Below are 13,607 nucleotides of genomic sequence, written 5' to 3'. Positions count from 1 at the left end.
TTCAGTCCTAACCCGTGATATTGAAATTGCCAGCGACAATGGCGAAGAAGACAATGGCACCAAATGATTTATTGGATTTAAACAAGGCGAGACATTTGTCCCCGTCATGAATATCCAAAGATTTCACCTGCCACAATAGATGTACCGCCGCCCCGGCCATGCCCACATAGAAAAGCGGTGACATATTCATCCAGAAACCGCTTAAAACTATAAAGAACAAGGTGAAGGAATAGAAGGTGATCATCCAACTAACGGTCTGTTCACCGAATTTAAGGGCGGTGGATTTGACCCCGATCAGAATATCATCCTCTTTATCCTGATGGGCATAGATGGTGTCGTAACCAAGTGTCCAGAGGATACCTGCCAGATATAAGGAGGCAGCCGCAGGTGTAATGCTCTCTGTGGTCACCGCCCACCCGAGAAGCGCCCCGTAATTAAAGGCGAGCCCCAGAAAAAACTGCGGCCAATAGGTAAAGCGTTTAGCGAAGGGGTAAATCGCCACTAAAATCAAACTACAGGCACCCACAATGATAGCGAAATTATTAAACTGCAGCAGAACCAGCAGACCAATAAGGCATTGGGCGCCAAGCCAGATAAAAGCCTGAAGCACGCTTACCTGTCCGCTTGGAATGGGGCGCTTTCGGGTTCGCTCCACAGATCCATCAAAATCTCGATCTGCGATATCGTTGAGCGTACATCCCGCCCCGCGCATTACAAATGCACCAATGGCAAACAGAAGAAGATATAAGAAGTTTGGCAGCTGTTCTGGACCAGCCGTCATGGCAAGCGCCCACCAACAGGGAAACAGTAAAAGCCAGGTGCCAATAGGGCGATCTATACGGGACAGTTTGAAATAGGGCTGCACACCCTCCGGGGCGTATTTGTCCACCCAGTTCTGGCGGCTGGCATCCGCTATGATCTTATCTTCTTTGGTTTTCACCGTCTTACTCATTCACCTGTCCTGAAAAGGGCCGTTACATGGACTTACCTGAATGATGGGATGACATCAACGTTCCTTTAGCGCTATACCCGGAAATAACGGGCAATTATCTGCAAGTGGGCCGATGTGATGCTGAAAAAACAAAACACCCCTCGTCTTTATGTTGAAAGTGACCTTTCTAAAGATCAGGGTATTCCCCTTGGGAAAGAGCAAAGCCATTACGTAGTGACGGTGATGAGGCGCGGGGAAGGGGATGAGCTTATCCTGTTTAACGGCCGTGATGGAGAGTGGCGGGGTGTTATTCAGCAAGCGCGCAAAAACCAGTGTCTGGTTCATGTTGTTGAACAATTGAGAGAACAGACATCTTCTTCCAATATAGAAATCGCCTTTGCGCCGTTGAAGAAAATCCAGAACGGGATTGTCGTTCAGAAAATGACGGAACTGGGTGTTTCGGCGCTACGGCCTGTGCAAACCAATCGAACCAATGCAGACCGGCTTCGTGAAGATAAAATGCTACTTCAGGTGATTGAAGCCGCTGAACAATGTGAGCGTCTGGATATACCGGAGGTTTACGCTACATCGAAACTTGGCACATTTTTGAAATATGTTGAGGCGGAAGGACGCACCCTTATCTACTGTGCGGAAAGGTCTGATGACCTTAATCCGGTTCAGGCATTAAGCGGTATAGAGAAATCAGAGAAAGTTACCGTATTGATCGGCCCAGAAGGCGGATTTGCAGATGAAGAGCTTGAGCAATTTGAAGCCGTCAGTAAATCCTGCACCTTAAAGCTCGGGCCGCGCATTTTGCGGGCGGAAACAGCGGCAATCTCCGCGGTTACTCTTGTGCAATCGGTCTTAGGGGACTGGTGACAGTAATGTGACCGCTGCCGCGCATAAGTCTATTTTCTGGATTTTGACTTGATGCACTTTGATTGTTCCATTAAGTCAGATATCAATGAACGGGTGAGTGGGCGCTTTACCCTGAATGAAGAGTTAGAGGAAACCGGATGTCAGGACCAGCACAAGGCAAGGCAACTGAAATTGCCAGCAAAGCCCAACTCATCGAGTTTATGGAAAGCGGCTGTAAGCCAAAAACCGATTGGCGCATCGGTACCGAGCATGAAAAATTCGGCTTTAATCTGGAAACATTGGAACCCCTGCCTTACGAAGGGCCAAGCGGCATCAAAGCCATGCTGGAAGGGTTGCAGCGTTTCGGTTGGGAGCCGCAAATGGAAGGCGACAACGTCATTGCGCTGACCATGAGAGGATATTCTGTGAGCTTGGAGCCGGGCGGTCAGCTGGAACTTTCTGGTGAGGCGCTTGAAAATCTTCACCAAACCTGCAGTGAAGTTCACACCCATTTGGCACAAGTTCGCGAAGTCGGTGATGAAATCGGTGTGGGCTTCTTAGGCCTCGGATTTAGTCCGAAATGGACCCGCGAAGAAACACCTATTATGCCAAAAGGCCGTTACGGCATCATGCGCGAATATATGCCAAAGCGCGGTCAGCATGGTCTGGATATGATGTTCCGCTCCTGCACGGTGCAGGTTAATCTGGATTTCGGATCCGAAGCGGACATGATCAAGAAATTCCGCACAAGTCTGGCATTGCAGCCAATTGCAACAGCCTTATTTGCAAACTCCCCATTTACTGAGGGTAAGCCAAATGGCCATTTGAGCCATCGCAGCTATATCTGGACAGATACAGATCCGGATCGCACAGGTATGTTGCCTTTTGTCTTTGAAGACGGATTCAGTTTTGAACAATATGTGGATTATGCGTTGGATGTACCGATGTATTTTGTCTACCGGGACGGCAGATATATTGACGCATCAGGCCAATCTTTCCGTGACTTTATGGAAGGTCGCCTTCCCGCCTTGCCGGGCGAGCGTCCAAATTTGGTGGATTGGGATAACCATCTGACCACATTGTTCCCTGAAGTCCGGATGAAGCGTTTTCTGGAAATGCGCGGGGCAGATGGTGGTCCTTGGCGCCGCCTTTGTGCATTGCCTGCGCTTTGGGTTGGTCTGCTTTATGATGATGCGGCGCTGGATGCCGCGTGGGATCTGGTGAAAAACTGGACAGCAGAAGAGCGCCAAAAACTTCGCGAAGATGTGGTGACCACAGCGCTTCAAACCGAAGTTCCCGGCGGGCGTACAATTCAGGATCTATCCAAAGAGGTTCTGGAAATAGCAAGTGCGGGCCTTAAAGCCAGAAAACGTCTGGATAGCTTCGGTGAAGACGAAGTTCACTTCCTGAACGCTCTTAAGAACACTGTCGAATCCGGTAAAACACCAGCAGATGAATTGCTGGAATGCTATCACGGTAAGTGGAACGGAAATATCGATCCGATTTTCAAAGAATACGCTTACTAAGTTTTCTCAGACTATTAATCGACGCGTTAATTTGAGCTTCGGGCAGGTTTCCTTCCCGGAGCTTTTTTAGTTCCCTCGCGATTTCAATGAACGCAGGGTTTTTGATTTGCTTGTAGCGCCGCCCTGTTTCTTCAAGCAGCATAGAAGCAATTAAATGACGCTCCTGGGGGAGATCCTCAAACAGCCCCACATAGTGATGAAACGGTATTTGGGGAGGCACTTTTGTAGTGCTTGGTTGTGCGGGATTGGACAGCTCTGACATATAGGCTGCCAACAGTTTCAGGATTTTTACGTTGGGCTCCGGTCCGCCAAATTCAGTAACGATGACATGGCGAGAGAAATCATCGAGAGTTCGAAAATGCGGTCCTGTGCCAAAATTGTTTTTAAATCGTGAGATCCGAAGGCTAGGGATCAATTTGGGATTAAATTTATGGTCGTCACCCCCTTCGTACCAAAAGTCACTGGTGAGGTCGATGGTGCCGGGCTCATCAGATAGACCGGGGATAAAAAACTGATCGTTTTTATGACCGGCAGGATGGCAACTTGCGCAGGTGAGCCCCATTCGCACCGCTTTTTCCCCAAGAAGCGATGGGGAATGAAACAGAAGCCGCCCCAGCAAGGCGTCTTTTTCAAGCATTGGGGAAAAGGTCCATTCTTCTGGGCTTTCTAACGTACTGATCTTGCTGCCCGGCGGCATCCAGTCTTCTTCTGCGGCATATATATGACCTGCCATTGGCATAAGAACTGTCAATAAGATGCCGCAGAGAATTTTTTTCATTTAGGAGGCCGTACCACCAACAGTGAGGCCTTCCAATAGCATGGTTGGCTGTCCCACACCCACAGGAACGCTTTGCCCCGCTTTGCCGCAAGTGCCGATGCCGCTATCAAGGGCCATGTCGTTACCAACAGCTTTCACTTTCTTCAAAGCTTCGCTGCCAGTACCGATCAGAGTTGCACCCTTAACAGGGGCGGTGAGCTTGCCATCTTCGATCATGTAGGCTTCAGTGCAGGAGAACACAAACTTGCCGGATGTGATATCTACCTGTCCGCCACCAAAGTTGATGGCGTAGAGACCTTTTTTGACGGATCCCAGAATTTCATCAGGGTCTCTGTCTCCGCCAAGCATATAGGTGTTGGTCATACGCGGCATTGGAAGATGGGAATAGCTTTCGCGGCGCCCGTTGCCGGTCGGATCCACACCCATCAGACGTGCATTTTGGCGATCCTGCATATATCCAACCAAGATGCCGTCCTCGATCAGAGTGGTGCAGGAACTTGCAGTCCCTTCATCATCTACGGTCAGTGATCCACGGCGATCAGGAATTGTTCCATCATCGACAACAGTGACGCCGGGCGCGGCAACACGCTCCCCGATCAGATCAGAGAAAACAGATGTTTTTTTGCGGTTAAAATCACCCTCAAGACCATGGCCAACAGCTTCGTGAAGGATGATGCCAGGCCAACCGGGGCCCACAATCACTTCCATTTCACCAGCTGGGGCATCAACAGAATCAAGATTAACAACAGCCTGTCTCAAGGCTTCATCCACAGCTGACTTCCATGTGTCTTCTTGAAGATAGAAGTCATAGCCTGTTCGGCCGCCCGTGCCATGGCTTCCGCTTTCACGGCGGCCATCTTTTTCAACAACCACGGATACGTTGAGGCGGACGAGGGGGCGAATGTCGCAGGAACGCTCCGCGCCGCTTCTGATAATCTCGACCACTTGCCAGGATCCGGCAAGGGAGGCGGATACCTGAACAACGCGGCTGTCTTTCGCGCGGGCGTAAGCATCAATCTCAGCAAGTGTCTTTACTTTGGTCTCAAACGGGATGTCCGAGATGGGATTTTCATCACTGTAGAGGCTCCGGTTCACGCCAGCTGGTGGTAAGGCGATAGATCCGCTTTTACCGCTTGTTACCGCGCGCACTGTATCTGCCGCGTTTTCAACTGCTCTGTCAGATAATTCGGATGCGTGCGCAAAACCGGTTGCTTCCCCGCATACAGCCCTCAGACCAAATCCTTGAGTGGTATCAAAACTGGCACTTTTCAGGCGACCGTCGTCAAAAGAGAAAGCTTCTGACTGGCGATATTCAAGGAAGAGTTCACCGTCATCGGCCCCTTTCAAGGCGTCAGAGACCTGTCTCTCGACCGTTGAACGATCCATTTCGCTATTTTCAAAAAAAAGGCTGTTGGCGATATTTGCGTCCGTCACGTGTTACTCCCACTCCGGTCGGGTTATTTCTGAATTTATACAAATATGTGCATTCCGGACCTTGATGTCGAGACATCAGTCCCAATATTTGATTCAGAAACTTGTGAATCCCGGCCAAATAGTGCGACAAAGTGTCACATGAATGTAACGTGTCGCGGCAATTCTACACATCCAAAAAGTATAAATTACAACCATCTAAATATATCTAACTCATTGTAATTGTTTGGTATATTGATCTTCCTGTCACATATCTGAATTTCTGCCCATTATTATTAAGGATATAATTCCATTGTTGGGCTTGTCCTTTTGGGTTGGCATGATGTAATTTCCCGCTCAAAATTGATCCAAATCATTTTTGATTAGCTTCGTAAGACTGGCTAGAAAACAACGATGTAAGGTAAATCGCAAAACGTGTGTGCTGCGATTTTCCAAAACGTAAAAGCTATTAGAGACGGGAACACATGATGGCTAAGGTTAAGGGTATCATCACCTTCATTGCTGCGTATGCAATGATGGTGTTCACCACAGGGACTGCCTCAGCGGCAGGTCAGGGACAACCAGTCCCTTGGCAATTTGGTTTTCAGGAGGCTTTCTCTCCTGTTGCGCACAAAATGCACGACTTCCACAATCTGCTTTTGTGGATCATTACAATCATTTCGCTGTTTGTTCTGGCGCTGATGATTTACGTGGCAATTCGTTTTAATCGTAAAGCGAACCCAACCCCTTCCAAGACTTCCCATAATACACTGATTGAAATCATCTGGACCGTTGTTCCGGTTTTGATTCTGATTGTGATTGCTATTCCATCTTTCAGCCTCCTGTATTTCGGTGACCGCGTTGAAAAAGCGGACATGACACTGAAAGCCATCGGGTATCAGTGGTACTGGGGCTACGAATATGTAGATGAAGACGGTTTGGCATTTGATGCAGTGATGCTTGAAGAAGATGAACTGAAAGAAGGTCAGCCTCGTCTGCTCGCCACTGACAATACAATCGTTCTGCCAGTGAACCAGAACATCCGTCTGCTGGTAACCGCTGAAGACGTTCTGCACTCATGGGCAATCCCTGCTTTTGGTGTGAAAATGGATGCGGTACCAGGTCGTGTAAACGAAACTTGGATGCGTATTGAAAAAGAAGGCATGTATTACGGTCAGTGTTCTGAACTTTGCGGTGCACGTCACGGCTTTATGCCGATCGCCATTAAAGCGGTCAGCATGGAAGAATACAAAGCCTGGCTTGTGAAGGCGAAAGAACAGTTCGCGTCCAATGGCCACACAAACATCAAGGTTGCTGCGGCAACTCCCGTAACTCAGTAAATCGGCTAGAGAGAGGCAAGAAAAATGGCTAACAGTGCAGCAGCCGCTCACGACGATCATACTCCAACTGGCTGGAAGCGTTGGGTATATTCGACAAACCATAAAGACATCGGAACCATGTATCTGATTTTCTCCGTTCTTGCGGGGATTGTCGGCGGTGCCATGTCCGTCTTTATCCGGGCCGAATTGCAGATGCCTGGAGATCAGTTCCTTGATGGGAACTTCCACTTCTTTAACGTTGTTGTGACAGGTCACGGCCTGATCATGGTGTTCTTCATGGTGATGCCAGCCGTTATCGGTGGCTTCGGTAACTGGATCGTCCCGTTGATGATCGGGGCGCCGGATATGGCCTTCCCACGAATGAACAACATTTCATTCTGGCTTTTGCCACCTGCTCTTGGTCTTCTGCTGATCTCCATCTTTGTGGAAGGTCCTGCAGGCGCCGACGGTGTTGGTGGTGGTTGGACCATCTATCCACCGCTTTCCTCTACTGTAGGTCAGCCGGGTATGGCCGTTGATTTTGCGATCCTCAGCCTGCACATCGCGGGTGCATCTTCTATCCTGGGTGCGATCAACTTCATCACAACGATTTTCAACATGCGTGCCCCTGGCATGACAATGCACAAGATGCCACTGTTTGTGTGGTCCGTTCTTGTAACAGCGTTCCTGCTGCTTCTGTCTCTGCCTGTACTGGCTGGCGCGATTACAATGCTTCTGACAGACCGTAACTTCGGTACGAGCTTCTTCGTTCCAGAAGGCGGCGGCGACCCACTTCTGTTCCAGCACCTGTTCTGGTTCTTCGGTCACCCTGAAGTGTACATCATGATCCTGCCAGGCTTTGGTATCATCAGTCAGATCGTTTCCACGTTCAGCCGTAAACCTGTTTTTGGTTACCTCGGAATGGCATATGCGATGGTTGCCATCGGTGGTGTTGGCTTCATCGTGTGGGCTCACCACATGTTTACAGTGGGTATGGATGTTGATACACGTGCATACTTCCTGGGTGCGACACTGGTTATTGCGGTTCCAACTGGCGTGAAGATCTTCTCTTGGATCGCCACAATGTGGGGCGGTTCTATCGAATTTAAGGCTCCGATGATCTGGGCACTTGGCTTTATCTTCCTGTTTACCGTTGGTGGTGTGACAGGTGTGGTACTTGCGAACGGTGGTCTGGATGTGATCCTGCATGACACATATTATGTTGTGGCTCACTTCCATTACGTTCTCAGCCTTGGTGCCGTGTTTGCGATCTTTGCCGGCTTCTACTACTGGTTCGGCAAGATGACTGGTTACACTTACTCCGAAGGTCTTGCGAAGCTTCACTTCTTCGTTACCTTTATCGGTGTGAACCTGATCTTCTTCCCAATGCACTTCTTGGGACTTGCAGGTATGCCACGTCGTATTCCAGATTACCCAGATGCATTTGCAGGATTTAACGCCATTTCTTCTTATGGCTCCTACATTTCTGCGTTTGGTGTTCTGATCTTCCTGTTTACTGTTCTGCATGCCTTCATGCGCGGTGAGCGGGCAGCCGACAACCCATGGGGCGAAGGTGCAACCACACTTGAGTGGACATTGTCTTCACCTCCTCCGTTCCACCAGTTCAATGAACTGCCAGTAGTTAAGTAAGAAACGGAGCTTCTTGTGTCTGACACAAGCATTGCATCAGAAAACACAGCCCGCGCCGATTATGGATCGGCACGGGCGAGTGACTATTTCGCCCTGTTAAAGCCGCGGGTGATGTCACTTGTTGTTTTCACAGGTCTTGTTGGTATGGCAGTTGCCCCAGGTGACTTGCATCCGGTCCTCGCGTTCACTGCGCTTCTCTGTATCGCAGTAGGTGCAGGTGCCTCCGGTGCGATTAACATGTGGTATGATGCTGATATCGATCAGATCATGGAGCGTACAAAGAACCGTCCGGTTCCATCTGGTAAAGTAACAGCAGGTGAAGCGCTGGCGGTTGGGGTCTCCCTTTCTGTCGCGTCTGTCATTTTGATGGGACTTGCCGTCAATCTGGTGGCTGCAACATTGCTTGCGATTACCATCGGGTTCTACATTTTCATTTACACCATGTGGCTGAAACGCCGGACACCACAGAATATTGTGATTGGTGGTGCCGCAGGTGCTTTCCCTCCCATGATTGGTTGGGCGGCTGTGACCGGAAATGTCAGTGTTGAATCTTTGGTCTTGTTCGCGATTATCTTCTTCTGGACTCCGCCGCATTTCTGGGCGTTGTCGCTATGGCGCGACATTGACTACGCAAATGCGGGTGTCCCGATGTTGCCTGTTGTAGCTGGCCGCGAAGCCACACGCCGTCAGGTGGTCATTTACAGTGTTCTTCTGTTCCCAATTGCAGTGATGCCTTATTTCCTTGGCTACGCTGGCATTGTTTACGGGTTAGGATCAGCTGTTCTAGGTGGTGTGTTCCTGTTTGGTGCTGTGAAGGTTTGGCTGAAGAAAGATGAGAAAAGCGCAAAGCAGCTTTTCGCCTTCTCTTTGCTGTATCTCTTCCTCATTTTTGCGCTTCTCCTCGGGGAAGCCATTGTAAAAGGTCTAGTATGATGTCCCTTGATGAAGAGAAGCAGAAACGTCGTAATCGCAATCTGGTTGTCGGAGGTATTCTGGCAGCCCTGGTGATTTTGTTTTATCTGATCACACTTGCGAAACTGACCGGAGGTGTTTCTTGAGCGCATCCCAGAAAAAATCGGCACGCCTTGCCGGTATCCTCGCCTTGATGGCAGTGGGTATGGTGGGCCTGTCTTTTGCGGCCGTCCCGCTTTACGATCTGTTTTGCCGTGTCACAGGATATGGCGGAACAACGCAACGGGCTGACGCAGAATCTGATGTTATTCTGGATAAAATGATCACCATCGATTTTGATGCCAATACGGCTAAGGATATGCCGTGGAACTTCAAACCGGTGGAACGCAAAGTTAAACTTCGTATCGGTGAAACGGGTATTGCCTTTTATGAAGCCATGAATCCAACCGATAAAACGGTAACAGGAACGGCTTCATTTAACGTTACACCGCAAAAAGTGGGTCAGTATTTCACAAAGATCGAGTGCTTCTGTTTTACAGAACAGACACTGAAACCTGGTGAAAGAGTTGATATGCCGGTGACATTTTATGTGGACCCGGAAATTGCAAGTGATCCAAACACGCTTGAAGTTGAAACAATTACGCTTTCCTACACATTCTTCGTGACCGAACCGGAAGAAGATGAAAAAGAAAGCAACTCCGCCTCGGTGGAAACAAAAGTATCGGCGGAAGATAAATCCGCTTCATTAAACTGACCAAAGGGAAGGTCACTTATTTTAACACCCGATAACTCGGGGAGGATTGCAGGAGTTAGAAATGGCAGATTCTCACGCTAAACAGCATGATTATCACTTGGTTGATCCAAGCCCATGGCCGGCGCTGGCCTCTTTGTCCGCATTTATTACTGCCATTGGTGCCGTAATGTGGATGCATGAAAAAGGTGTCGCCGTTTTTGTCATCGGCATGTTGATGCTCTTATACACAGCATATGTCTGGTGGCGTGATGTGGTGAAAGAAGGCGAACATCAGGGTCACCACACACCGGTTGTTCAGCTTGGTCTGCGTTATGGCATGATCATGTTCATCGCTTCCGAAGTGATGTTCTTTGTAGCCTGGTTCTGGGCGTATTTTAACGCAGCCTTCTTCCCAACAGAAGCAATTGGTGCTGTTTGGCCACCGGAAGGTATTCAGACTTTTGACCCTTGGCACTTGCCACTGATCAACACTTTGATCCTGTTGACTTCCGGTACAACGGTAACATGGGCCCACCACGCACTTCAGCACGGTGACCGCAAGGGTTTGATCCAGGGACTGACACTTACTGTTGTTCTGGGCGCGATCTTTACCTGTGTTCAGGCTTATGAATATTCACACGCTGCCTTTGCCTTCCAGGATGGCATTTACGCCTCCACTTTCTACATGGCAACAGGCTTCCACGGTGCACATGTTCTGATTGGAACAATCTTCCTGCTGGTATGCTTGATCCGCGCTGCACGTGGTCACTTTAAATCTGATCACCACTTCGGCTTCGAAGCTGCCGCTTGGTACTGGCACTTTGTTGACGTTGTGTGGCTGTTCCTGTTCGTCGCCATTTACTGGTGGGGTTCGGCTTAAGCCTGACACTTTATATGAGCGACGAGCAGCGGAATAAGGTTTCCCCGTATGTGGCGGGCATCACCTGCAAATGCCCGTCCTGTGGAAAAGGGAAGCTGTTTCGCTCATACATAGATGTCGAGCCCGTGTGTAAAACATGCGGGTTTGATCTGAAATCCATAGACAGCGGGGATGGCCCCGCTGTTTTTGTTATTTTGATTGTCGGACTTATTGTTGTTGCATTGGCCTTTTGGATGGAATTTACGTTTCACCCACCATACTGGCTGCAACTGACCATTTGGCTCCCTACGATCCTAATCCTCTCATTGGGGCTGCTTCGGCCTTTAAAATCCTTGATGATTGCACTACAGTACTACCACAAAGCATCATCGGATATTGAACTTCAGTAATGATCAAAAAATTCTCCCCAGGCGTCTGGCCAACCGTCATGACGGTTCCGGCCATCCTCATCCTTCTGTCTTTAAGTTTTTGGCAGTTGAACCGTTATTTCTGGAAAGTGGATCTACTTCAGAATGTGGCCGATCAGATGGCGCAGGAAGCAGAAGCCTTCCCATCTGGCGACATTGATCTGGATACATGGGTTTACCGCCGCGTCGCCATCACCGGTGAATTTGATCATTCCAAGGAAATTCATCTCTTTGCGCACACAGTAAAAGGGCTAAAGGGTTTTCAGATCATCACGCCATTTACTTTGGTGGATAGCGGCGATGTAATTCTTGTGAACCGAGGATGGGTGCCTGAACGCTTGAAAGATGCAGAGCACCGAGCTGAAGGGAATATGACGGGTGAGGTAACAGTAAGTGGGGTCATCCGCGCACCTTGGACAAAATCATACGATTTCCTGCCAGGCAGCAACGCCGAGACCAACGTGTGGCTTTACGGTGAACTTGACCAAATGGCTAAACATCTAAAACTGGAAGTGAAGCCGGTGTTTGTTGAGCTTGATGATCTCGAAATTCCCGGTGGTTGGCCCAAAGGGGGACAGACCCGTGTGACGGTTCCCAATAACCATGTTGAATATAGTCTGACATGGCTGGGCCTGGCATTGGCGATGGCGGTGATATATGGCCTTTATGGTATGCGCCGCGCTCGCAAAGGGGATGCGCGTGACTGACATTTCAGCTTATGAGCAACTGAGGTCACATTTTAATAAGATGTCCGCTCTCGGTGGGGCAAGTGCGATTTTAAGTTGGGATAACGCCGTTGTTATGCCTGATGGCGGCGCAGAATCTCGTGCAGATACCATGGCCGTCCTAGGTGTGATCAGTCACGAGATGATGACCGATCCTAAAGTGAAAGATCTACTGGATCAGGCTGAGTCAAATTCCGCAACGCTGTCTGCGTCTGATCAAGCAAACCTTCGGGAAATGAAACGAGGCTGGCAACATGCCAATGCCCTTCCCGTGGATCTCGTCGAAGCCTTCTCACGGGCCACTTCTGAATGTGAGATGATCTGGAGGGAAGCACGCCTTAACGATGACTTTGAAGCCCTGCAACCGAGTTTGACAAAGGTTGTGGATCTGGTTCGCGAAATCGCTGAAGTGAAATCGGACGTGTTGGGACTTGCACCCTATGATGCCTTGTTGGATGAGTATGAGCCCGATTGTAGAAGCAGTCAGATTGATCCGCTTTTTGATGACCTTGCGGATTTCCTCCCTTCCTTCCTCGAAGAGGTTCTGGAATATCAGAAAGAGCACGGAAATTTTAAACGGCCAGAAGGTCCGTTCGATCTGGAAATTCAAAAAACGCTCGGTATTGAGTTGATGAAGGATCTGGGCTTTAACTTCGATCGGGGACGTCTAGATACAAGCCATCATCCATTTACCGGCGGCATTCCGGACGATGTGCGATTGACCACCAGATATGAAGAGGACGATTTTACCCAGAGCCTGATGGGGACATTGCATGAAACCGGTCATGCGTTGTACGAACAAAATCTTCCCAAGGAGTGGCGTGGGCAACCGGCGGGAGATGCACGAGGAATGGCGCTGCATGAAAGTCAATCTCTGCTGGTTGAAATGCAGCTCTCCCGTGGGGAGGCGTTTCTTCGCTATCTCCAGCCCAAATTGAAGTCTGCGTTTAGCGCTATTGGTGAGGAGTGGGAATTTGAAAACCTCAAAAACCTTTATCACCATGTGGAGAAGGGGTTTATCCGTGTGGATGCCGATGAGGTGACCTATCCCCTTCACGTGATTCTTCGCTACCGACTTGAAAAAGCAATGTTGTCTGGTGACTTGCAGGTAAAAGATCTTCCTTCCGCATGGAATGAAGGAATGGAAGAGTTGCTCGGTGTGCGCCCTGAAAATGATCGACTTGGATGTCTTCAGGATATCCATTGGCCCGGCGGTGCTATTGGCTATTTCCCAACTTATACTTTAGGGGCCTTGGCAGCTGCGCAGATATATCAGGCGGCAGACACTCATATTTCGGGACTGGATAACAACGTAGCGGCTGGAGAATTTAAGCCTCTCGTCCAATGGCTTTCTGAAAATATCCACCAAAAAGGCAGTTTGAAATCCGCTGATGAAATTCTTCTGGAAGCAACCGGTTCTGCTCTGGGTGTGGATGCTTTCAAACAGCATCTGAAAAGCCGCTATCTTCCTCGATAAA

Annotated in this window: 14 protein-coding genes; 11 read left to right on the top strand and 3 right to left on the bottom strand. The window is 49.3% G+C overall.

Features of this window, described 5'->3' with window-relative positions:
- Window positions 1-7: 7 nt before the first annotated feature.
- Entirely contained in the window at window positions 8-952 is a 945-nt protein-coding gene (gene ubiA / locus GUA87_RS02025; RefSeq protein WP_193714853.1) for a 4-hydroxybenzoate octaprenyltransferase, read from the bottom strand.
- A 117-nt stretch (window positions 953-1,069) separates the two neighbouring features.
- Between ubiA and GUA87_RS02020 the strand changes: the two genes are divergently transcribed.
- Both GUA87_RS02020 and GUA87_RS02015 read left to right on the top strand, forming a co-directional pair.
- Complete coding sequence (locus tag GUA87_RS02020; protein WP_193714852.1) at window positions 1,070-1,810, top strand: 16S rRNA (uracil(1498)-N(3))-methyltransferase; 741 nt, start codon at window positions 1,070-1,072, stop codon at window positions 1,808-1,810.
- 137 nt (window positions 1,811-1,947) lie between these two features.
- A complete protein-coding gene (locus GUA87_RS02015; protein ID WP_193714851.1) occupies window positions 1,948-3,315 on the top strand; it encodes a glutamate--cysteine ligase in 1,368 nt (455 codons plus the stop codon).
- On the opposite strand, the gene GUA87_RS02010 is transcribed toward GUA87_RS02015, so the two are convergent.
- Both GUA87_RS02010 and tldD read right to left on the bottom strand, forming a co-directional pair.
- Entirely contained in the window at window positions 3,296-4,093 is a 798-nt protein-coding gene (locus GUA87_RS02010) for a hypothetical protein (RefSeq protein ID WP_193714850.1), read from the bottom strand. The genes GUA87_RS02015 and GUA87_RS02010 overlap by 20 nt on opposite strands.
- A complete protein-coding gene (gene tldD, locus GUA87_RS02005; protein WP_193714849.1) occupies window positions 4,094-5,527 on the bottom strand; it encodes a metalloprotease TldD in 1,434 nt (477 codons plus the stop codon). It lies immediately after the preceding gene.
- A gap of 461 nt (window positions 5,528-5,988) precedes the next feature.
- Here tldD and coxB point away from each other — a divergent pair, with 461 nt between their 5' ends.
- From coxB to GUA87_RS01965, 9 genes are all read left to right on the top strand, one after another.
- A complete protein-coding gene (gene coxB, locus GUA87_RS02000) occupies window positions 5,989-6,843 on the top strand; it encodes a cytochrome c oxidase subunit II (RefSeq protein ID WP_227711652.1) in 855 nt (284 codons plus the stop codon).
- 24 nt (window positions 6,844-6,867) lie between these two features.
- The gene (ctaD, locus tag GUA87_RS01995; RefSeq protein ID WP_193714848.1) at window positions 6,868-8,472 is read left to right on the top strand and encodes a cytochrome c oxidase subunit I; all 1,605 of its coding nucleotides are present in this window, start codon (window positions 6,868-6,870) and stop codon (window positions 8,470-8,472) included.
- A gap of 15 nt (window positions 8,473-8,487) precedes the next feature.
- Window positions 8,488-9,405, top strand: a complete 918-nt coding sequence (locus GUA87_RS01990) for a heme o synthase (protein WP_193714847.1) — start codon at window positions 8,488-8,490, stop codon at window positions 9,403-9,405.
- A complete protein-coding gene (locus tag GUA87_RS18030; RefSeq protein WP_265332183.1) occupies window positions 9,402-9,530 on the top strand; it encodes a hypothetical protein in 129 nt (42 codons plus the stop codon). Before GUA87_RS01990 ends, GUA87_RS18030 begins: the two co-directional genes overlap by 4 nt.
- Window positions 9,527-10,138 carry a cytochrome c oxidase assembly protein gene (locus tag GUA87_RS01985; protein ID WP_193714846.1) on the top strand — a complete coding sequence of 204 codons (612 nt, stop codon included), beginning with the start codon at window positions 9,527-9,529 and terminating at the stop codon, window positions 10,136-10,138. The genes GUA87_RS18030 and GUA87_RS01985 overlap by 4 nt, the downstream gene beginning before the upstream one ends.
- A 61-nt stretch (window positions 10,139-10,199) precedes the next feature.
- Entirely contained in the window at window positions 10,200-10,997 is a 798-nt protein-coding gene (locus tag GUA87_RS01980; protein WP_193714845.1) for a cytochrome c oxidase subunit 3, read from the top strand.
- Entirely contained in the window at window positions 10,952-11,386 is a 435-nt protein-coding gene (locus GUA87_RS01975; RefSeq protein ID WP_321575856.1) for a DUF983 domain-containing protein, read from the top strand. The genes GUA87_RS01980 and GUA87_RS01975 overlap by 46 nt, the downstream gene beginning before the upstream one ends.
- Window positions 11,386-12,111, top strand: a complete 726-nt coding sequence (locus GUA87_RS01970) for an SURF1 family protein (protein ID WP_193714844.1) — start codon at window positions 11,386-11,388, stop codon at window positions 12,109-12,111. The genes GUA87_RS01975 and GUA87_RS01970 overlap by 1 nt, the downstream gene beginning before the upstream one ends.
- The gene (locus GUA87_RS01965) at window positions 12,098-13,606 is read left to right on the top strand and encodes a carboxypeptidase M32 (RefSeq protein ID WP_227711720.1); all 1,509 of its coding nucleotides are present in this window, start codon (window positions 12,098-12,100) and stop codon (window positions 13,604-13,606) included. The genes GUA87_RS01970 and GUA87_RS01965 overlap by 14 nt, the downstream gene beginning before the upstream one ends.
- Window position 13,607 lies beyond the last annotated feature (1 nt).

The organism is Sneathiella sp. P13V-1, assembly GCF_015143595.1.
Taxonomy (GTDB): domain Bacteria; phylum Pseudomonadota; class Alphaproteobacteria; order Sneathiellales; family Sneathiellaceae; genus Sneathiella.
The sequence above is the reverse complement of the archived record's forward strand: the minus strand, read 5'-3'. Positions and strand labels throughout refer to the sequence as shown.

What these genes read in the sequence shown, in the direction of transcription:
- ctaD (WP_193714848.1), top strand. Translation starts at nt 6,868, where the DNA reads ATGGCTAACAGTGCAGCAGCCGCTCACGACGATCATACTCCAACTGGC.
- GUA87_RS02015 (WP_193714851.1), top strand. Translation starts at nt 1,948, where the DNA reads ATGTCAGGACCAGCACAAGGCAAGGCAACTGAAATTGCCAGCAAAGCC.
- GUA87_RS18030 (WP_265332183.1), top strand. Translation starts at nt 9,402, where the DNA reads ATGATGTCCCTTGATGAAGAGAAGCAGAAACGTCGTAATCGCAATCTG.
- GUA87_RS02020 (WP_193714852.1), top strand. Translation starts at nt 1,070, where the DNA reads ATGCTGAAAAAACAAAACACCCCTCGTCTTTATGTTGAAAGTGACCTT.
- GUA87_RS02010 (WP_193714850.1), bottom strand. Translation starts at nt 4,093, where the DNA reads ATGAAAAAAATTCTCTGCGGCATCTTATTGACAGTTCTTATGCCAATG.
- GUA87_RS01970 (WP_193714844.1), top strand. Translation starts at nt 11,386, where the DNA reads ATGATCAAAAAATTCTCCCCAGGCGTCTGGCCAACCGTCATGACGGTT.
- GUA87_RS01965 (WP_227711720.1), top strand. Translation starts at nt 12,098, where the DNA reads ATGCGCGTGACTGACATTTCAGCTTATGAGCAACTGAGGTCACATTTT.
- ubiA (WP_193714853.1), bottom strand. Translation starts at nt 952, where the DNA reads ATGAGTAAGACGGTGAAAACCAAAGAAGATAAGATCATAGCGGATGCC.
- GUA87_RS01980 (WP_193714845.1), top strand. Translation starts at nt 10,200, where the DNA reads ATGGCAGATTCTCACGCTAAACAGCATGATTATCACTTGGTTGATCCA.
- coxB (WP_227711652.1), top strand. Translation starts at nt 5,989, where the DNA reads ATGATGGCTAAGGTTAAGGGTATCATCACCTTCATTGCTGCGTATGCA.